The 21,719-nt window shown below is 64.7% G+C and carries 20 protein-coding genes; 9 read left to right on the top strand and 11 right to left on the bottom strand.

Features of this window, described 5'->3' with window-relative positions:
* Nucleotides 1–260: 260 nt before the first annotated feature.
* The 6 genes from ACTJKX_RS25700 (at nucleotide 261) to ACTJKX_RS25675 (ending at nucleotide 6,969) form a co-directional block, all read left to right on the top strand.
* A complete protein-coding gene (locus tag ACTJKX_RS25700; RefSeq protein ID WP_187829339.1) occupies nucleotides 261–1,832 on the top strand; it encodes an ABC transporter substrate-binding protein in 1,572 nt (523 codons plus the stop codon).
* Between the two features lie 342 nt (nucleotides 1,833–2,174).
* Entirely contained in the window at nucleotides 2,175–3,140 is a 966-nt protein-coding gene (locus ACTJKX_RS25695; protein WP_149249863.1) for an ABC transporter permease, read from the top strand.
* Nucleotides 3,137–4,060 (top strand): ABC transporter permease, encoded by a 924-nt coding sequence (locus ACTJKX_RS25690; RefSeq protein ID WP_394312226.1) that lies wholly within the window; start codon nucleotides 3,137–3,139, stop codon nucleotides 4,058–4,060. Before ACTJKX_RS25695 ends, ACTJKX_RS25690 begins: the two co-directional genes overlap by 4 nt.
* Before the next feature lie 25 nt (nucleotides 4,061–4,085).
* Nucleotides 4,086–5,285 carry an amidohydrolase family protein gene (locus ACTJKX_RS25685; protein WP_440726978.1) on the top strand — a complete coding sequence of 400 codons (1,200 nt, stop codon included), beginning with the start codon at nucleotides 4,086–4,088 and terminating at the stop codon, nucleotides 5,283–5,285.
* Complete coding sequence (locus tag ACTJKX_RS25680) at nucleotides 5,282–6,262, top strand: ABC transporter ATP-binding protein (RefSeq protein ID WP_440726977.1); 981 nt, start codon at nucleotides 5,282–5,284, stop codon at nucleotides 6,260–6,262. Before ACTJKX_RS25685 ends, ACTJKX_RS25680 begins: the two co-directional genes overlap by 4 nt.
* 233 nt (nucleotides 6,263–6,495) lie before the next feature.
* Nucleotides 6,496–6,969, top strand: coding sequence for a VOC family protein (locus tag ACTJKX_RS25675; protein ID WP_440726983.1), 474 nt, complete (start codon nucleotides 6,496–6,498; stop codon nucleotides 6,967–6,969).
* 63 nt (nucleotides 6,970–7,032) lie between these two features.
* On the opposite strand, the gene sorB is transcribed toward ACTJKX_RS25675, so the two are convergent.
* From sorB to tauA, 10 genes are all read right to left on the bottom strand, one after another.
* Nucleotides 7,033–7,341, bottom strand: a complete 309-nt coding sequence (sorB, locus tag ACTJKX_RS25670) for a SorB family sulfite dehydrogenase c-type cytochrome subunit (protein WP_440726982.1) — start codon at nucleotides 7,339–7,341, stop codon at nucleotides 7,033–7,035.
* Nucleotides 7,342–7,352: 11 nt separating this feature from the next.
* A complete protein-coding gene (gene sorA / locus ACTJKX_RS25665) occupies nucleotides 7,353–8,564 on the bottom strand; it encodes a SorA family sulfite dehydrogenase catalytic subunit (protein ID WP_440726976.1) in 1,212 nt (403 codons plus the stop codon).
* Between the two features lie 114 nt (nucleotides 8,565–8,678).
* Complete coding sequence (pta, locus tag ACTJKX_RS25660; RefSeq protein WP_440726975.1) at nucleotides 8,679–9,728, bottom strand: phosphate acetyltransferase; 1,050 nt, start codon at nucleotides 9,726–9,728, stop codon at nucleotides 8,679–8,681.
* A complete protein-coding gene (locus tag ACTJKX_RS25655) occupies nucleotides 9,725–10,762 on the bottom strand; it encodes a YeiH family protein (RefSeq protein ID WP_440726974.1) in 1,038 nt (345 codons plus the stop codon). Before ACTJKX_RS25655 ends, pta begins: the two co-directional genes overlap by 4 nt.
* Before the next feature lie 76 nt (nucleotides 10,763–10,838).
* Entirely contained in the window at nucleotides 10,839–12,614 is a 1,776-nt protein-coding gene (xsc, locus tag ACTJKX_RS25650) for a sulfoacetaldehyde acetyltransferase (RefSeq protein ID WP_440726973.1), read from the bottom strand.
* Nucleotides 12,615–12,725: 111 nt separating this feature from the next.
* Nucleotides 12,726–14,126: an NAD(P)/FAD-dependent oxidoreductase gene (locus ACTJKX_RS25645; RefSeq protein WP_440726972.1), complete on the bottom strand. Its 1,401-nt coding sequence runs from the start codon at nucleotides 14,124–14,126 to the stop codon at nucleotides 12,726–12,728.
* A 23-nt stretch (nucleotides 14,127–14,149) separates the two neighbouring features.
* Complete coding sequence (locus tag ACTJKX_RS25640; protein ID WP_440726981.1) at nucleotides 14,150–14,530, bottom strand: nuclear transport factor 2 family protein; 381 nt, start codon at nucleotides 14,528–14,530, stop codon at nucleotides 14,150–14,152.
* Nucleotides 14,531–14,794: 264 nt separating this feature from the next.
* A complete protein-coding gene (locus ACTJKX_RS25635; RefSeq protein ID WP_149249852.1) occupies nucleotides 14,795–15,622 on the bottom strand; it encodes an ABC transporter permease subunit in 828 nt (275 codons plus the stop codon).
* Nucleotides 15,615–16,421 (bottom strand): taurine ABC transporter ATP-binding protein, encoded by an 807-nt coding sequence (locus ACTJKX_RS25630; RefSeq protein WP_367624462.1) that lies wholly within the window; start codon nucleotides 16,419–16,421, stop codon nucleotides 15,615–15,617. Before ACTJKX_RS25630 ends, ACTJKX_RS25635 begins: the two co-directional genes overlap by 8 nt.
* Before the next feature lie 106 nt (nucleotides 16,422–16,527).
* Complete coding sequence (gene tauA, locus ACTJKX_RS25625) at nucleotides 16,528–17,538, bottom strand: taurine ABC transporter substrate-binding protein (protein WP_440726971.1); 1,011 nt, start codon at nucleotides 17,536–17,538, stop codon at nucleotides 16,528–16,530.
* A 233-nt stretch (nucleotides 17,539–17,771) separates the two neighbouring features.
* Here tauA and pdxR point away from each other — a divergent pair, with 233 nt between their 5' ends.
* From pdxR to ACTJKX_RS25610, 3 genes are all read left to right on the top strand, one after another.
* Nucleotides 17,772–19,256, top strand: coding sequence for a MocR-like pyridoxine biosynthesis transcription factor PdxR (gene pdxR / locus ACTJKX_RS25620; protein WP_440726970.1), 1,485 nt, complete (start codon nucleotides 17,772–17,774; stop codon nucleotides 19,254–19,256).
* Between the two features lie 138 nt (nucleotides 19,257–19,394).
* Nucleotides 19,395–20,228, top strand: coding sequence for a hypothetical protein (locus ACTJKX_RS25615; RefSeq protein ID WP_440726969.1), 834 nt, complete (start codon nucleotides 19,395–19,397; stop codon nucleotides 20,226–20,228).
* The gene (locus tag ACTJKX_RS25610; protein ID WP_394312208.1) at nucleotides 20,221–20,943 is read left to right on the top strand and encodes a metallophosphoesterase family protein; all 723 of its coding nucleotides are present in this window, start codon (nucleotides 20,221–20,223) and stop codon (nucleotides 20,941–20,943) included. The genes ACTJKX_RS25615 and ACTJKX_RS25610 overlap by 8 nt, the downstream gene beginning before the upstream one ends.
* Before the next feature lie 15 nt (nucleotides 20,944–20,958).
* On the opposite strand, the gene ACTJKX_RS25605 is transcribed toward ACTJKX_RS25610, so the two are convergent.
* Entirely contained in the window at nucleotides 20,959–21,717 is a 759-nt protein-coding gene (locus ACTJKX_RS25605; RefSeq protein WP_440726968.1) for an IclR family transcriptional regulator domain-containing protein, read from the bottom strand.
* Nucleotides 21,718–21,719 lie beyond the last annotated feature (2 nt).

The raw sequence follows: 21,719 nt of genomic DNA, 5'->3' as shown, positions 1-21,719 counted from the left end.
CCGCGCCGGATAAACTCGTCTCCAGCTTCGCCATACAATATTGTATACTCGTTGTGGTACAAATTTGTAGACGGCGTGTGCCGCTTATGGAATGATCAAAATGCCCGAACTGGATACGGGCAGGGGAATGGATCGTCTGCAGAGAACGGAGTCACCAGCCGTTCGGGATGCAGCCGATCGCTTGGTGACGAAGCGCGAGACAAAAACAAAGCCGCGCCGTCGTGACCGCCGACGAAGGACCGTTTAACCGGGAGATGGCCGTGAAGACCTATTTGAAGATCCTGCTGATCGCCTCGTGCGCCGTGCTGGCCACGGGAGCGGCAAGCGCCAAGACGCTGCGTTTCGCCGAAGCCCAGGAAATCAGTTCCATGGACCCGCATGCGGCGCGGGACGACTTCACGCTCAGCCTGCTCAGCAATGTCTATGAAGGTTTGGTGCGCTGGAATAAAGACCTCAAGCTGGAGCCGGCCCTGGCCGAGAGCTGGGAGGCGGTTTCGGACACCGAGTGGCGGTTCCATTTGCGCAAGGGCGTCAAGTTCCACAATGGCGACCCCTTCACCGCCGATGACGTGATCTTCTCCTTCGAACGGGCAGGGGCTCCCGGCTCCCCCTTTGCTGGCCTGCTCGAACCCATCGCCAAGATCACCAAGATCGATGATCACACCGTCGAGGTGACGCTCAAGCGCAAATATGCGCTGCTGCTCAACGATTTCGCCGGCTGGTACATCCTGGACAAGAAGTTCCAGGAATCGGTGGGCGCAACCAAGCCGATCGACCTTTCCTCCAACACCGGTGGCGCCATGACCACCCAAGGCATCGGAACCGGGCCGTTCAAGCTGGCCTCGCGCCAGCCAGACGTCCGCACCGTGCTGGTCAAGAACGAGGATTGGTGGGACAAGCCCCAGCATAATCTCGACGAGATCGTCTATACGCCGATCACCAATGCCGCCACCCGCGTCGCCGCCCTCTTGTCGGGCGAGGTCGACTTCATCCGCAACGCACCGTCACAGGACGTCGACCGCATCGCGTCCACACCCGGCATGAAGATCATGCGGGCGCCACATCTGCGCTCGATCTTCTTCGGCATGGATCAGCAGAGCAAGACGCTGCCGGGCAGCGGCGTCGAGGGTAATCCGCTCGCCGATGTCAGGGTGCGCAAGGCCATCTACCAGGCCATCGATATCGAAGGCATCAAGCGCAGCATCATGCGTGGCAATTCGCGTCCGACCGCAGTGCCGCTCGCCCCTCAGCTTCCTTTCTACGACGCCAGCCTCGACGTGCGCTTTCCCTATGATGTCGCGGCCGCCAAGGCGCTGCTGGCGGAAGCGGGCTATGCCAAGGGCTTCACCTTGCCGATGGATTGCCCGGCCGGTTCCTTCATCAATGACGAAAGGATCTGCCAGGCCACCGTCGGTATGCTCGCCAAGATCGGCATCAAGGTCCAGCTGACCATGCACACGCCGGTCCAGACCGACACCGAACTGCCGGCCGGCAAATATTCCTTCTATATGCTGGGGTGGGCGGGCCTGCCCTCGATCGACGCCTACAACATCATGTCGGCGACGATCCACACGCCCACGGGCGATCTGGGCACCTGGAACCCCAAGGGCTATTCCAATCCCAAGGTGGACAAGCTGATCGAGCAGATCGGCACCGAATATGACCCGGCCAAGCGGCAGGCCATGATCTCGGAAGTGGTGAAGATCCACCGCGACGAGGTCGGCAAGATCATGCTGCACCAGCAGTTCCTGACCTGGGGCATGAGCGACAAGGTCAATGCCGTGGTGCCGGCCGACGAGTATACGCGCTTCTGGTACTACACCATGAACTGAGGCGCGCGAGGGCAGGCGTCTGCCGCATCTGCTCCGGACTTCGCTTTGCCGCATGATGTTTTTTCCGGGTCCCCCGAAACTGTCCGGCATCATGCGCAAACGGAGGGGCGGTATCTCCCACCGCCCCTCCGCAAGTTCCGAGCCGTGCTGACGAGGTAGCGCCGCCCCTCACCTTACCTCGCCCGGCTCTTGCGGGGAGAGGGTAGGAGCGAGGGGCAGCACAATCCGCGAGTCATTACCGTTGGACCACAGACTTTCTCGAATTTTTCGCATTGATGCATCTTCCTCATCGAAGAGCCGATGGGTTCTTCCGGAAAATGCGCCAGGGATCGAGAGACCCTCATGATCTCCATGCTCGCAACCCGCCTCACCAGCGTCATCCTGGTCATGCTGGTCGTCACCGGGTTGTCCTTCTGCATCTTCAATTTCCTCGGCGACCCCGTGAACAATGTGCTCGGCGTCAATGCGACGCTGGCCCAACGCGAGGAATTGCGGGCGGCCCTCGGCCTCGACCAGCCGACCATCGTGCAATTCTGGCGTTTCGTCGAACGAGCGGTGGTCGGGGATTTCGGCGTCTCGTACCGCAACCGGCAGCCGGTGCTCGATCTCATCCTCACCCGTTTGCCGGCGACGCTGGAGCTGGTCTTCGCGGCGACCCTGACCGCCTTGCTGGTCGGCATTCCCATGGGGGTCTATACCGCGCTCAGGCCTCGCGGCTGGTTGAGCCGCCTGTTCCAGATGGGCTCGCTCCTCGGCATTTCCATGCCGCAATTCCTGATCGGCATGCTGCTCATCCTGGTCTTTTCGGTGGAGCTGCGCTGGCTATCGGCCTTCGGGCGCGGCGACACGGTGCGGATCGGCTGGTGGACCACCGGCTTCCTCACGGTGAGCGGCCTCAAGGCCCTGATCATGCCAACCATCACGCTCGCCGTCTTCCAGGTCTCGATGATCATGCGCCTGATCCGCGGCGAGATGCTGGAGGTGCTGCGCTCCGATTTCATCAAGTTCGCCCGGGCACGCGGCCTGTCGGACCGGGCGGTGCATCTCACCCATGCGCTACGAAACAGTCTGTTGCCGGTGATCACCATCGTCGGCCTGCAGATCGGCTCGCTGATCGCCTTCGCCATCGTGGTCGAGGCGGTGTTCCAATGGCCGGGCATGGGCCTGCTGATCCTGCAGGCGATCGAATTCGCCGACTTTCCGGTGATGGCGGCCTATCTCGCCTTCGTCGGCTTCAGCTTCGTGCTGATCAATTTGATCGTCGACCTGACCTATCTGCTGGTCGATCCGAGATTGAGGGTGAAATGAGTCAGTTTGCCGCCATCGTCAGAAGCATGGCCGCCAGCGAACTCGCCTGGCGCTTTCGCACCTCGCCCGCGGTCGTCATCGCCACCTGCATTCTCGGGTTGCTGGTCATTTGCGCCGTCGCCGCCAACCTGATCGCGCCGCATGATCCCTTCGATCCGGCCACGCTCGACATCATGGATGCACGCCTGCCTCCCGTCTGGTCGGAAGGCGGCAGCGCCCGCTATCTGCTCGGCACCGACGAGCAGGGCCGGGACATCCTGTCGTCGATCTTCTACGGCATGCGCATATCGATCCTGGTGGGCGCTGCGGCCGTGCTGTTCTCGGTCACCATCGGGGTGACACTCGGCTTGCTGGCCGGTTATTTCGGCGGCTGGATCGATGCCCTCATCATGCGCCTCGCCGATGTGCAGCTCTCCTTTCCCACCATCATGATCGCCTTCTTCATCGATGGCGTCGCCAAGATCGTCATGCCGGCGGCGCTGCGCGAGGACATGCGCTTTTATGTCGTCATCCTCGCCATCGGTGTCGCCGACTGGGTGCAGTTCGCGCGGACGGTGCGGGCCGCCACCATGATCGAGCGCCAGAAGGACTATGTGGCTGCGGCGCGCATCAGCAAGGTTTCCAGCCTGCGCATCGTGCTCTCCCATATCCTGCCCAACACCATCGGGCCGGTGCTGGTGCTGGCCACGCTCGGGCTTGGCGTCGCCATCCTCACCGAGGCGATCCTGTCCTTCCTCGGCCTGGGCATGCCACCGTCCCAGCCCTCGCTCGGCACGTTGATCCGCGCCGGAAACGACCTCCTGCTGTCGGGCGAATGGTGGATCTCCCTGTTCCCGGGAACGGCTCTCGTCCTGCTCGTTCTCTCCGTCAACATCGTCGGCGACTGGCTGCGCGATGTCCTCAATCCCCGTCTCCGTTGATCCCTGTTTTATCCTGGGCCCTGAAATGACCGATCTTCTTCTCGCCAATGTCCGCCCGGACGCCAAGGAAAGCGCCGACATCCTGATCCGTGGCGGCAAGATCGCCGCCATTGGCCGCGACCTCAACCGGCCCGAGGGCGTCCCGGTTGTCGACGGCCAGGGGACCATCGCCATCGCCCCCTTCGTCGAGGCCCATGTCCATCTCGACAAGATCCTGTGGGGCCTGCCCTGGCACTCCATCAACGTGCCGCCGTCGCTCCGGGCAATGATCGACAACGAGGTCGCCATCCGCAAGGACCTGCCCTGGGGCGTTCCCGAGCGCGCCGGCAATCTGATGCGGCGCTGCGTCGAGATGGGCTCGACCCATATCCGCAGCCATGTCGATATTTCCACCGGCTACAAGCTCGACAATCTCCACGGCGTCCTGGAAGCCTGGGAGAAGGTGAAGCATGCCGTCGGCCTCGAACTCGTCGCCTTTCCCCAGACCGGCCTGATGATCGACCCCGGCACGGCGGAACTGATGGAAGCGGCGCTGGACGAAGGCGCTTCCGTCATCGGCGGCATCGACCCCGCCACCATCGACGCCGATCCCAAGGGCCATCTCGACACCATCTTCGGCATCGCCAGCCGGAAGGGTGCCAAGATCGACATCCATTTGCACGAGCCGGGGGAGCTCGGCCTGTTCGAGCTCGGCATGATCGCCGAGCGCACGCGGGCGCTGGGCATGCAGGGGCGGGTGGTCGTCAGCCATGCCTTCTGTCTTGGCGACAGCCCTGCGCACAAGGTGCAGCGCATGATCGACGTGCTGGCCGAAGCGGGGATAGGCATCATTTCCGCCGTACCGGGCGAGATCGGCTTTCCGCCGATGTTCGAGCTCGCGGCGCGCGGCGTGCGCTGTGCCGTCGCCTCGGATTCCCTGCGTGACACCTGGAACCCGCACGGCGACGGCGACATGCTCGACCGCTGCTGGCTCCTGGCCTACCGCACCCATTGCCGCACCGATGCGGAGCTGCTCAGGGCCCTCGACATGGGCACGCGTCGCGGCGCCGACCTGCTCGGCCTGGAAGGCTATGGGCTCGAGGTGGGTTGCGAGGGCAGCCTGGTCCTGATCGCGGGCGAGAACCGGGCGCAGATCCTGGTGGATCGTCCGCCCCGCGCGCTCGTGGTCAAGCGGGGCCGGGTGGTGGCCGCCGACAATCAATGGATCGACGGCGGCGCACCATGAAGCAGGACAACGCCGCCGCGCTGGTCGAGGTCACAGGTCTCTCCAAGATCTTCGACGTCTCCGCGCCCTTCCTGCAGCGCGTCGTCACCCGCGCCGGCCGCAAGCTGGTCCGGGCGGTCGACGGCGTGAGCTTTTCGATCCCGCGAGGCACCACCTTCTCGATCGTGGGCGAGTCCGGTTGCGGCAAGTCCACCATCACCCGCCTGATCGCCGGGCTGGAGGCGCCGAGCGAGGGCCGCATCGACTTCGTCGGCCAGGGCGGCAAGCCCGTGCACCTGCAGATGGTGTTCCAGGATCCGGTCGGCAGCCTCAATCCGCGCTGGCGCATCGGGCGCAGTATCGCCGAGCCGATGCGGCATCTGCCGCGGGCCGAGCGCCGTGCCCGGGTCGGTGCCCTGCTGTCGACCGTCGGGCTGGCGCCCGGTGACGGCACCAAATATCCGCATGAATTCTCCGGCGGCCAGCGCCAGCGCATCTCCATTGCCCGCGCCTTGGCTGCCGAGGCCGAATTGCTGCTTCTGGACGAGCCGACCTCCGCTCTCGACGTCTCGGTCCAGGCGCAGGTGCTCAACCTGCTCAAGGACCTACAGCAGCGCCTCGGCCTGACCTACCTGTTCATCAGCCATAATCTGTCGGTGGTGCGCTTCCTGACCGACCGCATCGGCGTGATGTATCTCGGCCGCCTGGTGGAGGAGGGGCCGGGCCGCACCGTGTTCGACAGGCCGCGCCATCCCTATACGCGGCTGCTGCTCGAGACGATCCCCGATATCGAAAACCCCAACCGCGACCGGGCACCCCTGGCCGGCGACCTGCCGAGCCCGCTCAATCCTCCGCCGGGCTGCGCCTTCCATCCGCGCTGCCCGCTGGCCATGGAGATCTGCAAGCGCGAGCGGCCTGAGATGCGCATGGTCGAAAGCGACGTGCGCGTCGCCTGCCATGCGATCGATGTCGGTAGCGGGCAGCCGGCACAGGCTTGAAGCGCAGATGGAAGCCTGATCCCTGTCAGTTTAGGCAATATCGCGGTCCATGCCGGGCCAATGCCCCGGCTGAGCCTGTGCCTTCATCGACTTTTCGAGCGCTGCCGTTGGAACGTTGAGCGGCGGAATGCATTCTACGATCGAGGAGCGGTGTCCAAGCCGACCGTGAACCACTCTGAATCCGTGGAAGTCGGGCAGCATTGGCCTTGAGCGCGAAAGGACAAGCGATGGCGATTGCCAGGAACATGATCTGTCTGTGGTATGACAAGGAAGCCGAGGCTGCGGCCCGCTTCTATGCCGAGATCTTTCCCGACAGCACGGTGCATGCCGTCCACCGCGCACCCGGCGACTACCCGTCAGGCAAGGAGGGCGACGTGCTGACGGTCGAATTCACCGTTGCCGGCATTCCCTGCCTCGGCCTCAACGGCGGATCCGCGTTCAAGCACAGCGAAGCCTTTTCCTTCCAGATCGCCACGGACGACCAGGAGGAGACGGATCGCTACTGGAATGCCATCGTCGGCAATGGCGGTCAGGAAAGCGCGTGCGGCTGGTGCAAGGACAGATGGGGCATCTCCTGGCAGATCACGCCGCGGGTGTTGACAGAGGCCTTGGCTGCCGGTGGCGCGGAAGCCAAACGTGCCTTCGAAGCGATGATGGCGATGCGCAAGATCGACGTCGCGGCGATCGAGGCGGCTCGTCGGGGCTGACGATGCCGCCACCCGTTGGCGGAGATCGCCCTGCGATCTGTATATGCGATTTATCGTGATATGTCAGTATGTTGAGTCAAGATATTCGACGATCGCCTTCACGTCGGCTTCGGCGATCGGCGCCTTGTAGGTCTTGATCATCTTGTTGACTTCGGCAGCCCAGAAGGCCTGTCCCTTCTTCGGCGGCTGCGTGCGGATATAGTCCGCCGAATGACAAGCGGTACAATTGTTCTGCGCGGTTTCGAGGTTCGGCCCGTCCTTGAATTTGGAAGCCTCGTCGGGAAGCTGGTAGGTCAGCGGCCGGGCGAAGACCAGGGAGACAGGCAGCAAAGCGAGGGCGGCTGCCAGTGATGTGGTGACGATACGTTTCATCATGGCTCTCCTCAGGCTACCGTGACCTTGGTGGCTTCGACGCAGTTGCGCATGTAGCCGGCCGGGTTCCACAGCGGCTTGTCGGGCTGGGTCTTGCCGTCATTGCCGGTGGCGCGCACCTTGAGCACATGGGCTCCCGGCTCGAGCCGAATATCGGTGGTCCACTCCCGGAAGGAATAATTGCCGAGATCCTCGCCGAGGCGTGCCGGCAGCCAGGTGGCGCCGTCGTCGGTCGAGATGGAAACCTGCCTGATGCCCGAGCCGCCATCGAAGGCGAAGCCGCGCAGCTTCATGGGTGCGCCGGCCGGCACTTTCTGGCCGTCGAGCACGCTGGTGATGAAGGAGCGCACATTGAACCGGTTGATGGGCACGGTCTTGTCCGGCGCCTTGCCGGGTTCGGTACAGGCGCAGTCATTGTCGGGAATGCGGTAGGCGGATTTCATCCAGAAGCCCTCGAACGGCTTGTCGAGCACTGTGATCTCGTTGAGGTGCTTGAGCCAGTAGGTGCCGTACCAGCCCGGTACGACCAGGCGAACCGGGAAGCCGTTCAGCCAGGGCAGGTCCTCGCCGTTCATGGCATAGGCCAGCATCACCTCGCCGTCGCGGGCATGGTCGATGTCGAGGGCCTTGACGAAATCGGGCGTATCGGGCGCAGCCGGACCGTCCAGGCCGCCGAACGATACCTGCACCGCGCCGGGCTGCACGCCGGCCTTGTCGAGGACGGCCTTGAGGGGAACGCCCTTCCACCTGGCATTGCCCATGGCGCCATTGGCGAGCTGTCCGCCGGCGACGCGCGGTTCGACGAAGCCGCGGCTGTTGCCCGAGCATTGGTGGGCGGCCACCATTTCGATCGGCTCGAAAGCCTTGAGGTCATCCAGCGACAGGGAAAGCGGCGTCCTGACCAGCCCCTTGACCTCGACCCGGTAGGTCTGGGGATCGATCCCGAGCGGGATGTCGGAGAGGTGGTAGCGCACGAAGAAGGCGTCGTTCGGGGTGATGATGCCTTCATTGAAGATCTGGAAGGGCGTTTCGAGCTGCGGCGGGCGCTCGGTCAGCCCGATCAGGGGGCGCTTGCCGGGATATGTCACCAATGGGCGCTCGCCATTGGCAAAGGGCAGGGTGACCGTCTCTTCCGCGTGGGCGAGAGGCGGCAACATCATTCCGCTTGCCAAGGCGGCGGCAGTCGAGCCGCCCAGCTTCAGGACATTGCGTCGGCTGATCATGGTCACCTTCCTGGGGTTATCGTTGGTGGTGTCGTGCGGTCGTTTGCGCAGATATGGGGGCGTTGACTTGACCGGAAAAACGCGAGGCCGGCCGCCTTGTTCCTGTCCCATGCCTCAAGGCTTGGGGTCACCGTCACCGCCATGGAGGAAGGACGCAGTCGGCTGACGCATATCGGCCGCCTGGAGCGTGGTGACCGCGATCATGTGGTAGGCATCCTCGGCGCTGCAGCCGCGCGAGAGGTCGTTGGCAGGCCTGGCCAGCCCCTGCAGGATCGGCCCGATGGCCGTTGCCCCGCCGATGCGCTGGGCGATCTTGTAGCCGATGTTGGAGGCGTCGAGATTGGGGAAGATGAAGACATTGGCGCCGCCATGCAGGGGCGAGTTCGGTGCCTTGGCGGCGCTCACCGCCTCGACGAAGGCACTGTCGAACTGCAGCTCTCCGTCGATGGCAAGATCGGGGTCGGCGGCCTGTGCAAGCCGTGTCGCCTCCACCACCTTGGAGACCCGCTCATGCGCCGCGCTGCCGACCGTGGAGAAGGATAGCATCGCCACCTTGGCCGAGACGCCGGCCAGCGCCTGGTAGGAGCGGGCGGACACCCGCGCGATATCGGCCAGTTCCGTGGCATCTGGATCGATGACGAGGCCGCAATCGGCAAACAGGAAGGCGCCCTTCTTCACGTGGTAGGGCTGGCACAGCATCATCAGGAAGAAGCTGGAGACCAGGGCGGCCCCGGGCGCCCGGCCGATGCATTGCAGCGCCGCGCGCACCGTGTCGGCGGTGGTCGCCACGGCGCCGCCCACCGTGCCGTCCGCTTCGTTCTCGCGCACCATCATGGCGGCGAAGGTCAGCGGTGAACGCAGCGCCTGGGCAGCCGCATGCGCGTCGACGCCCTTGGACTGGCGCAGCCGGTGATAGGAGGCGGCCAGGCGAGGGGCGAGCGGCGAGGTGGCCGGGTCCTCGATGCGGATCTCTTCGCTTGCGGCGCCGGCTTCGAGCAGACGCTGCCTGATGATGTCGCCGCTGCCGAGGAGGATGATCCGGGCGATGCCGTCCCGGCTCGCCCGCAAGGCGGCCTCGACGATACGGGGATCCTCGCCCTCGGCCAGGACGATGCGCCTCGGGGCGGCCTTGGCCGCGGCGATGATGCGGTCAAGCGGTTTCATGACACATGCCCCAGAAGATACATGCCGGCGAGGATGAAGAGGGCGAGGAAGACGGTCTCGGCGACGATGAGGGCGACCGCGTCGCCGCCGACGTCGAGCACGCGGCGTAGCGCCGTCTTCATGCCGACCGAGACGATGCCGGCCAGCAAGGCCCAGCGCGAGACTTCCGAGCCGGCGTCAGCGACCACCCGCGGGATCAGGCCGAACGAATTGATCGCGGCCAGGATGAGGAAGGCGACGACGAAGCCGGGCAGCAGGGGCGGGCGGCCGGAAGCATCGTCCGGGCCGGAGATGTTGCGGGTCGCCAGCGAATAGACCAGCACCACCGGCGCCAGCATGGCGACGCGGATGAGCTTGACCAGCGTGGCGGCCTCGCCGGCCTCGGGCGAGACGGAGAATCCGGCTCCGACCACCTGGGCGACGTCGTGGATGGTGCCGCCGAAGAAGATGCCGGTGGCGCGCGCATCCAGCCCGATCGCATGGGCGAGGATCGGATAGACGATCATGGCGATGGTGCTGAGCACGGTGACCGACAGCACCGTGAAGATCAGATTGCGTTCGGAGAATTCGTTCTTGGGCAGCACGGCGGCAATCGCCATGGCGGCGGAGGCGCCGCAGATCGCGACCGAGCCGCTGGTGATCAGCGCCAGCCGCCAGCCCCGGCCGAGCACCTTGGCGGTCAGCAGGCCGAAACCGATGGTGGCCGCGATGGCCGCGACCAGGAGGAGAATGGTGCCGGCGCCGAGCCCGATCAGCAGGTCGACGCTGATGCGCATGCCGAGCAGGGCCACGCCGAGGCGAAGCACCTTCCTGGCGCACAGGTCGATGCCGGGAACGCAGCGCCCTTCCTCCGACAGGAAATGCAGGGCGATGCCAAGCAGCAGCGCCATCAGCATGGCGGGTGCACCGTAATGGTCGGACAGGAATTGGGCGGCGATGGCGGTGGCACCGGTCACCGCCACGCCCGGCCAATAGCGGGCTGCCGCCGAGGGAAACCCTCCGAACCGGCTCGGCGTTACGGCTGAGGTCGTCATGGGCGCGTTTCCTGTGAGATCGGGAACTGGCGTGCGGCGCGAAAGACCTGCCCGGCTTCGGGCAGGCCGCGGCCGGTCAGGCGCGCTGCTGAGGTCGCATGTCGGCGCGGTCGATGCCGGCGACCGGCACGGGCTTCTTCATGGCGTCGCGCCGGAAGGGTTCGCCCAGCTCCTGGTTGAGCACGACCTCGACGAAGGTGGTCACGCCCCTGGCCTGATCGTCGAGCGCCCTGGCGAGAGCCTCGGTCAGGCCGGCCGGCGTGTCGACGCTGACGCCCTTGAGCCCGCAACCCTCGGCCACCTTGGCGTAGCTGAGATTGGGGTTGAGCTCGGTGCCGACGAAGTTGTTGGCGTACCACAGCGTGGTGTTGCGCTTTTCCGCGCCCCATTGGTAGTTGCGGAAGATCACCATGGTGATGGCCGGCCAGCCCTCGCGGCCGATTGCGCCCATCTCGTTCATCGAGATGCCGAAGGCGCCGTCGCCGGCAAAGCCCACCACCGGCGTGTCGGGGCAGCCGATCTTGGCGCCGACGATGGAGGGGAAACCGTAGCCGCAGGGGCCGAACATGCCGGGCGCCAGATATTTGCGGCCCTGCTCGAAGCTCGGATAGGCATTGCCGATCGCGCAATTGTTGCCGATGTCGGTGGAGATGATCGCCTCTTTCGGCAGCGCGGCCTGGATGGCGCGCCAGGCTTGGCGGGGCGACATGCGGTTGGGTTCCCGCCGGCGGGCACCGTCGTTCCACTCCGTGCCGGGATCGTCGTCCTCGTGGTCCATCGAGGAGAGCTGCTGCAGCCAGGCCGAACGGGTCTGGTGAATGGTCGCCACGCGCTCCTGGCGGCCGGTGTCGCCGGCCGCCGGCGACAATTGTGCCAGAATCTGGCCCGCCACCTGCCTGGCGTCGCCGCAAATGCCGACCGAGACCTTCTTGGTGAGGCCGATGCGATCGGCGTTGATGTCGACCTGGATGATCGAAGCCTGCTTGGGCCAATAGTCGATGCCGTAGCCCGGCAGGGTCGAGAACGGATTGAGGCGTGTGCCGAGTGCCAGCACCACGTCGGCCTTGGCGATCAGTTCCATCGCGGCCTTGGAGCCGTTATAGCCGAGCGGCCCGACGGCGAGGCGATGGCTGCCGGGGAAGGCGTCATTGTGCTGATAGCCGCAGCACACCGGCGCATCGAGCCGTTCGGCCAGCGCCATGGATTCGCCGATGGCGTTGCCGATGACGACGCCGGCGCCGTTGAGGATCACAGGGAATTTCGCCTCGGACAAGAGCTTGGCGGCCTGGGCGATCGCCTGCGGCCCGCCGGCCGGGCGCTCGAAGCGGACGATCGCCGGCAAATCGACATCGATCACCTGGGTCCAGAAGTCGCGGGGAATATTGATCTGTGCCGGGGCGCAGCCGCGCCAAGCCTTCTCGATCACCCGGTTCAGCACTTCGGGAATGCGCGAGGGATCGCGCACCTCTTCCTGATAGCACACCATCTCCTCGAACATCGCCATCTGGTCAACTTCCTGGAAGCCGCCCTGGCCGATGGTCTTGTTGGCCGCCTGCGGGGTGACCATCAGGAGTGGGGTGTGGTTCCAATAGGCCGTCTTCATGGCGGTGATGAAGCCGGTGACGCCCGGTCCGTTCTGGCCGATCGCCATGGCCATGGTGCCGGTGGCGCGGCTGAAGCCGTCGGCCATCATGCCGGCATTGGTCTCGTGGGCGCAGTCCCAGAACTTCACGCCCGCCTTGGGGAACAGGTCCGAAACCGGCATCATCGCGGAGCCGATGATGCCGAAGGCATGCTCGATGCCATGCATCTGGAGGACTTTGACGAAGGCTTCTTCCGTGGTCATTTTCATGGTGTGGTTCCTTTCGAAGGGGCCATTCGGCGCTGAGAGAATGGAGTGATATTCAATCGTGATTTCAAATAGATGTATTGGTTTTCAAAACCAATTTGATCAGTAGACGCTCTAGAAGATCTCATCCTTGAGGTAGTACCAGCGGTACATGCCCCACTGTCCCAGGCGCCTGAACGGCGTCAGCAGCCCGTGGCTCGGCAGCGGCGAGGTGAAGATCGGCAAATCGAGGCCGCCGCCCTTGCCGGCGACCATCTGGGCCATGCGGCGGCCGGCCTGCGCCGAGTACATGACGCCGTTGCCGCCATAGCCCATGGCGTAGAACAGCGGCTGGGCCGGGTCGGGGCGGAAGATGCGCGGCATCATGTCGTGGCTGACATCGACCCAGCCCCACCAGGAATAGTCGATCTCGATGCCGCGCAGGATCGGGAACTTCCGGTAGAGCCCTTCGAGCAGCAGGTTGAGATGCTTGGGATTGGCCGCATCGCCGCCGGTGATGGCGCTGCGGCTGCCGATCTGCACGCGGCCATCCGGCAGCAGGCGATAATAATGGCGCAAGGTGCGCGTGTCGGTCAGCGGGATGCGGGTCCTGAAATTCAGCGCCTCTCGCTCTTCCTGCGTGAGCGGGCGGGTGACGACCGAGTTGGACAGGATCGGCATCAGCCGGTGCCGTGTCAGCGCGTGCAGGCCGGGCGAAGTGTAGCCGGCCGTGGCGATGCAGACGGCGCGGGCGCGCACGGTGCCGCCCGGCGTCCGCAGATGATGGACGCCGTTCTTGAACTCGCAACCGAAGACGGGGCTCGACACATGCACCCTGGCACCGAGCTTGCGCGCCAGCTTCAGATAGCCGAAGGCTAGCTTGGCGGCATGGATGCCGATGCCGTCCGGCTCGTACATCGCGCCCTTGGCTTCGGCGTCGCGCACGAAATCGCCATGGATCTCGTCGCGGCTGACCATGCGGGCCTGATAGCCGAACACCTCGTTCAGGAGCCGAGTCTCCTTCTCCAGGGCCGGCAGCATCTTGTCGCGATGGGCGATGTAGAGATGGCCGCCATCCTGGGGCTCGCAGTCGATCTCCGGCGAGCGGATCAGTTCTCGGAACAGCTCGAAGGCATCGGCGATCTCGCCATGGAGCTTTTTGGCGACATCCACCCCCCAGCGCTCGATCCATTGCGAGCGCTTCAGCCGGCCCGAGGAGATCTGCGCCTGGCCGCCATTGCGGGTCGAGCAGCCCCAGGCGACGCCATTGGCCTCCAGCACCGTTGCCTTGATGCCGTGCTCACTGGCAAGATGAATGGCGCAGGACAGGCCCGTATAGCCCGAGCCGATGATGGCGACATCGACGTCGAGGTCTCTGGTCACGGGGCCGTCGTCGGCGGGCGGTGTGCCCGCCGTGCCGATCCAGTAGGTCGGCGCATAGTCCTTGCCGGTGCCCGGATTGGGGGCGTGAATCGGATCATAGGCCGGATCGAAGGGCTGTCTTGGCGCCGTCGTCCTGGTGAGCAGCTGGTCCATCGGATTGTCCTCCTGCGCTGGGCTCAGTCCTGCGCAGCCTGCGGCGGCCGGTTCTTGCGGAAGGCCTGTTTGCGGATGATCTTGTCGTCGGCGAGGGTGAAGAGGTCGCAGCCCTCCGCCTCGATGCGGCTGCCGTCGGCCTGGGTGCCGGAGAAGACCCATTCCGAAACTGCCCGGTCGTCATGGACGAAATGGCTGTGATGAGCCCAGCGCGCATCGGGCATTGCCTGCCACACAGCACTGAAGGCATCGGCGATGGCCTGGCCGCCGGAAAAGCGGGTGCCGTAGACTTCCGGCCCGCCGACGGCGTCGAACACGCAGTCCGGGGCGAAGAAGGCCATGACGCCGTCGATGTCGTGCCGGTTGAAGGCATCGAAGAGGCGGGCAAGATCGGCTGCGGTCATCGACATTTCAGTTTCCTCGTATTTTCGCGGCGGCCCTTCGGGCAAAGCTTCGCCGTGAGCCGGCTGGGCGGCCCGTTGGTCTTGTTTTCAAGTTGGTCCGGTACGGCGCCGGCGTCGGGCGGTCAGCCCGAGGCGGGCGCTAAAGCGTTTTGCGATTAGACGGCATCACCTCGAAGCGCAAAGACGTGTCGAAACAAAGAGCTAGAGCAAACAAGCGTTCACGCTTGAATGCGCTTTGCTCCGGGCAATGCAGCTGCGCGGCCGTCAGATCTTGCCCTTCCAGGGGATGAGCGCCTTTTCGAGGTAGCGGATCAAAAGATCGAAGGCGAAGGCGAAGATGCCGATGATGAAGATGCCCATGATCACCGTGTCGCTCTCCAGATTCTCGGCCGCATTGAGCACCATGAAGCCGAGGCCCCGGTTCGCTGCGACCATTTCGGCCGCGACCAGCGTGGTCCAGCCGACGCCGATGCCGATGCGCATGCCGGTGAAGATCTCCGGAAGGGCGGCCTTCAGAATGACCTGGCTGATCACCTGGCTGCGGCTGCCGCCCATGGCATAGGCGGCATGGATCTGCTCGGTCGAGACCGAGCGTACGCCGGCCCGGGCAGCGATGGCCATCGGCGCGAAGATCGCCAGGTAGATCAGGAACACCTTGGGGAACTCGCCGATGCCGAGCCAGATGATGATCAGCGGCAGATAGGCGAGCGGCGGCAGTGGCCGGTAGAACTCGATGATCGGATCGAACAGGCCGCGTACGAAGCGGTTGACACCCATCAGGATGCCGATCGGCACGGCGGTAACCAGGGCGAGCAGGAAGGCACCGACGACACGGCAGAGACTGGCCATGGTGTGTTCGGCGAGGGTCGAGTTGGAGACGCCATCGGTGAGCGCCAGCACGAACTTGTCCCAGACGGCCAGGGGGGATGGCAGGAACAGGGGCTTGACCCAGCCGGTTTCCGTGACGAGGAACCACAGGGCGATCAGGACGATGGCAGTGGCCAGGCTGATCAGGCCGCTGCTGCCGTCGCCGGGGGCACCGAAGATCTTGCCGGGCTGGACGGGCCGCGCCTTCAGGACACCCTCAAGCATGGGCCGCCTCCGGATTGGCGCGCTCGTCGCCATAGATGATGCCGAGTACTTCTTCACGCATTCTGATGAACTGGGGGCTGGACTTGATGGCACGGGCGTTACCCTCCGCGAGGAACTGGCGATTGAAATCGAGTTCGTAGGTGTGGGTGATGCGGCCGGGGCGCGGTGACATCACGATCAGCCGTGACCCCAGGAACAGCGCTTCCTCGACGCTGTGGGTGATGAAGAAGAACATCTTGTTGGTGAGCTGCCAGACTTTGAGCAGCAGTTCCTGGATGGTCTCGCGGGTCAGCGCGTCCAACGCCGCCATCGGTTCGTCCATCAGGAGCATGGCCGGGTCGCAGGTCAGGGCTCTGGCGATGCCCACACGCTGCTGCATGCCGCCCGACAGGTGGTAGATCATGTGGCGATGGAAGTCCTGCAGGCCGACCAGCGCCAGGTTCTTGGTGGCGAGCTCCCGCCGCCTGGTCTTGTCGACGCCGCGCAGCTTGAGGCCGAACTCGGTATTGTCGATCACGTTGAGCCAGGGCAGCAGCGCATGTTTTTGAAACACCACGCCCCGGTCGGCGCCCGGACCGCTGATCCGGTTGTTCCCGAGCGAGATCTCTCCATCGGACGGCGCCATGAAACCGGCCATGATGTTGAGCAATGTGGTCTTGCCGCACCCCGATGCGCCGAGGGCGACGACGAAATCCCCGCTGTTGATGCTGAGATTGACGCCCTTGAGGGCTATGACGGCCTGGTCCGAATAGAGGCCTGGATATGTCAGGCTGACGTTCTTGACACTAAGCGTTTCCATAACGAATGCCTCCCGGCAGCTTGGTCACGGGGCGCGTTGGATGTGCTGTCGGCCGCCCAGAGCCAGGGTTGCACGGGCGATCGACGATGTGCGCGATCGGGGCGCTCTATTTGGCCGCGCTCTGGGCAAAGCTCGCATTTACATAGGGCGCGTAGTCGTCGAGCGACTTGCTGATCTGTTTCTGCTCGACCAGGAACTTTGCGCTCGCATTGAGGGCGCGCACCGCGCCGCCGCCGAGCCAGGTATCCGAAGCCTGTTCGGCTGCATTGGGGAAGGAGAGCAGCTTCAGGGCCTCGACAGTGCTGGGGCCATCGCCTCCGATCAGCTTGACGATGCCGCGGACCTGCGGGGAGTCAGCGGTCCACGCCGCCTTGTTGGCGTTGTAGTCGGCATAGGCCTGCGCCAGGACCTTGGTGAAGGCGGCCATGAGTTTGGGATTTTCCTCCGCCCAGCCCTTTGAGACCACGAGGCCGTCGAAGGTCGGTACGCTGGCGGCGCCTATGCCCTCGGAATCGGCGATCACCTTGCCCGATTTCAGGATTTCCGACAAAGCGGGCGGCCAGACATAGGCGGCATCGATGTCGCCGCGCTGCCAGGCGGCCACGATCTGCGGCGGCTTGAGATTGAGGATGTTGACCTCGCGCGGGTCGAGCTTCCAGACCTGCTTCATGCCGACCAGAAGATGGAAGTGGGAGGTCGAGACGAAGGGAACGGCGACCTTCTTGCCCTTCAGGTCCTCCGGCTTGGTGATGCCGGAACCCTCTCGTGCCACCAGCGCTTCGGACTTGCCGATATTGTCGAGGATCCAGAAGAGCTGCAGGTCGACCCCGCGGGTGGCGGCAGCGGCGGTGCCGGTGGAGCCGATGACGCCGATCGGCACGTCGCCCGAGGCCAGCGCGGTGGTGATGTCGCCGGCCGAGCTGAACTGGCGCCAGTCGATCTTGTAGCCGGCCTCCTTGGCGGCGGCGTCGAAGCGGCCGTCGGCGATCGCCGTCACGAACGGGCCGACGATCTGCTGGTAGCCCACCACGAGATTGGTTTCGGCATGGGCGAAGGCGGCACTGAAGAGACTGGCGGCCACCGTCATGGCGCCAGCCATACGCTTGATCAGTTGCATGATCATTCCCCTTTGGCTTGCGGCAACCGGGGGTCCCGGCGCCACCGGCTGTTTTGGCCGGATTTTCACCGGTGCCATCAGACCCGGTCTTATTGGCTTAAGGGATAAATCACGCTGGCCTGTTGCCTTAGAGCCAGTTGGCAAGTTGAATGAGTCCAGTTTGCCGGAGCAAGGCGCGTCCGCACGCCCACCGCCGTTCCAGGAAAACGCAATACGCGCCAGGGATGGGCAGGATGAGCCAGACGACGGTTTCGGAGACGATTTTCTTCGTCGACAAGGCGAGCCGGATCGGGCTCCAGGCCCAGATCCGCGAGACCGTGGTCTCCTCCATCCTGGCGGGGCGCCTGCGCCCTGGCCTGCATCTGCCGTCGACGCGCAAGCTCGCCGCCTATCTCACCATTTCCCGGATCACGGTGACGCTGGCCTATCAGGAACTGGCATCGCAGGGCTATATCCAGGCCTCGAGCCGCAGCGCCTATCGCATTGCCGACAACCCGCCCTTCAACACGCTGGAGATCGTCACGCCTTCGATCGAGGCGGAGCGGATCGACTGGAGCGCCAAATTACGCTCGAGCTTCATCGTCGCCAAGCAGATCCGCAAGCCGCTCGATTGGCGGCGCTATCCCTATCCCTTTCTATACGGCCAGATGGACAGCTCCCTGTTCGATCTCAATGCCTGGCGCGACTGCGCGCGGCGTGCCCTGGCCCGTGAGGATTTCGAGCTGATGGCCGGCGATTTCGCCGCCGCCGACGATGCCCGGCTCGTCGACTATATCTGCTCGCGAACGCTGCCCAGCCGCGGCATCCGCGCTGCGCCGGACGAGATCCTGGTGACCGTCGGTGCCCAGAACGCCTTGTGGATCGTCATTCAGCTCCTGCTGGGCCGAGGTTCACGGGCGGTATGCGAAAACCCATGCCATCCCGACATGAGCGCCTCCCTGCAGTTGAGCGGGGCCGACGTCACCGCCATCGACGTCGACGAGGAGGGGCTGCCACCCGAGTCACTGCCCGAGCAGGTCGACGCCGTCTTCGTGACGCCGAGCCATCATTGTCCGACAGGGGCGACCATGCCTGTCGAACGGCGTGTCGCCCTGCTGGAGGCGGCAGCCCGGAAGGATTTCATGATCGTCGAGGACGACTACGAGTTCGAGATGAGCTTCCTGGCTCCGCCTTCGCCGGCGCTCAAGGCCTTCGATCGCAGCGGACGGGTCCTCTATGTCGGCAGTTTCTCCAAATCCCTGTTTCCGGGCCTGCGGCTCGGCTATCTGGTTGCGCCGGCGGCATTCATCCGGGAGGCACGGGCCTTGCGCTCCCTCATGCTTCGCCATCCGGCCGGCCATCTGCAGCGCACCGTCGCCTATTTTCTCGGCCTCGGACATTACGATGCCCTCGTGCACCGTATGCGCGGCGCCTATCACGGGCGCCACATCGTGATGGCGGAGGCACTCAGGGAGCAGGGCCTGATGATTGCCGGTTCCGCTGCCTTCGGCGGCAGCTCCTTCTGGATCGCGGGCCCCGACGGCCTGGATGCCGACCTGCTGATGGCGGACCTCAAAGAGGATGGCGTGCTGATCGAAGCGGGCTCGCCCTTCTTTGCCGGGAACGAGGGTCCTTGCCGCTTCTTTCGCATGGGCTATTCCTCGATCCACCGCAGCAGTATCGCGCCGGGTGTAGCGCTCACCCGCAACTGCATGGACCGCCTGCGGCCGAGTTCATGAGCCTTTCCGCAGTCCCCGTCACGGCCAAGTTTGTCGCGTGACCGAGCGCCCGTGAGACGAGCAGCTTCGGAACCAAGTTCCTCAGCATCGGTTCCAACAGGGACGATCTACCTGTCACGGCAGGCAAGGGCGGTGGGGATGGCGACAAGCGGCAAGAAACAGGCAGCCAAGGTAAAGCGGTCGCATTTGATGCAGGCCATGGCCGAGCCCTTGCTGCACGACGATGAAGCGGAGGGCTTCGTACAACAGGCCATCCAGGACCTGTGCGCCTGCGATGTGCCGTTTCTGGTGGCCGGCACCTTTGCCGTCAGCGCCTATACCGGAATCACCCGCCTGACCAAGGATCTGGATATCTTCTGCAAGGCGGGCGATGCCCAGCGCCTGCTCGCCTATTTCCAGGCCGAGAACTACGCCGTCGAGATCGAGGATGATCGCTGGCTCGGCAAGGTTTTCAAGGGCAAGAAGTTCTTCGACGTCATTTTCGCCTCGCCCAACGGCACGATGCCGGTGGGAGACGACTGGTTCGAACAGGGGCGCAAGATCCACCTTTACGACTGCAAGGTCGGCATCGTCGGACCGACCGACCTCATCTGGTCCAAATGTTTCGTGCAGATGCGTCATCGCTATGATGGGGCCGACGTGGTCCATCTCATCCTCAAGACGCATGCGCAGATCGACTGGCAGCGCCTGCTCGCGCATATGGAAGTGCATTGGGAGGTGCTCCTGATGCATCTGCTCAATTTCCGCTGGATCTATCCATCAGAGCGGGACGTCGTCCCGGCCTGGCTGCTGACGGAACTGCTCGACCGGCTTGGCGCACAGCGGCAATTGCCGCCGCCGCAGATGAAGATCTGCCGGGGCCGCATGTATTCACGCATAGACTTCGAGATCGACGTCAAGGAATGGGGGTTTGCCGATGTGGGCGGGGAGGGGGACCGCCGTTCTTCCAAGGGACGCAGAAGCGATGAATGACCAGCCAAGGACCATCACGGTGGCGGCCCTGGCCGACCTGCATGTCAAGGACACGCCGGCAGACTCCTATCGCGATCTCTTCAAGGAGATTTCCGAGGCGGCGGACGTGCTGGTGCTGGCCGGGGATCTCACCGATCTCGGCAAGCCGAAACAGGCCGAACATCTTGCCGCCGACCTCGCCGCCTGCAGCATTCCGGTGGTCGCCGTGCTGGGCAATCACGACTATGAGGCAGGCGAAGCGGACAAGCTGGCTGCGATCCTGGAGGCAGCGAAGGTACACCTGCTCGATGGCCAGCATGTCGAGATCGAGGGAGTCGGCTTCGTCGGCGTGAAGGGATTTGCAGGTGGCTTCGGCCGCTTCATGTTGAGTTCGTTCGGCGAACCCGCCATCAAGGCCATGGTGGCCGAGGGCATCGATCAGGCGATGCGCCTGGAAAATGCCATGCGGCAGGTCCGCGCCGATCGGGCGGTGGTGGTGCTGCACTACGCGCCGATCGTGGAGACGGTGCAGGGCGAGCCGCTCGAAATCTATCCCTTCCTGGGGTCTTCGCGGCTTGCCGAAACCATCGATCGCTTCGAGGTCAGCGCGGTCGTTCACGGCCATGCCCATCGCGGGGCCTATCAGGGCAAGACGTCGCGCGGTGCACCCGTCTACAATGTGGCGGCCCATATCGAAAAGCCGACGGGCCGGCCCTATGCCTTGCTCGAGATCTGAGCGCGCCGGCGGCTTCTATCGCAGGATCGGCTTCAGTTGCGCCTGCACGCCCAGCAGGGCCGGCAGATAGCGTCCGGTCAGATCCGCCACCGGGCCGGACGCCGGCAGGCCGGTGTTCAGCGCCGCGATCACGCGGCCGCGGGCATTGAGGAGTGGCACCGCGACCGAGCGCAAGCCTTCCTCGACCTCCTGGTCGATGGCGGCATAGCCCTGGGCCCTGACGCGTACCAGTTCGGCGATGACCGCCTCGGGATCGGTCAGGGTGCGCGACGTGCGGGCCGGCAGCCTGTCGGTGCCCAGAATGGCGCGGGCTTCCCGTTCGGGCAGTCCGGCCAGCAGTACCCGGCCCATAGAAGTGCAATAGGCCGGCAGACGCGAGCCCGGCATCAATACCACCGACATCACCTTCTTCTGCGCGGCACGGGCGACATAAACGATCTCGCTGCCGTCGAGAATGGAAACCGACGAGCTTTCGCCGATCTCCTCCGACAGCCTGTCCAGCATCGGCTGCACGATCTGCGGCAAGGGCATGGTCGCCAGGCAGGCCGTGCCGAGCCGCAGGATGCGCGGCGTCAGGGTGAAGAACTTGCCGTCATAGTCGGCATAGCCCTGATGGGCCAGCGTCAGCAGGCAGCGCCGCGCCGTCGCCCGGTCCAGCCCCGAGGCGGCCGAGACTTCGGAGATGGACTGGCGCGGGCGTTCGGCGGTGAAGGTCTCGATCACCGCCAATCCTTTGGCGAGCCCGCCCATGATGTCTCGCTCACTGATGGCCATCG

The organism is Labrys sp. 22185, assembly GCF_052045555.1.
GTDB classification, from domain to species: Bacteria; Pseudomonadota; Alphaproteobacteria; order Rhizobiales; family Labraceae; genus Labrys; species Labrys neptuniae.
This window is presented reverse-complemented; position numbering and strand designations above follow the sequence as displayed.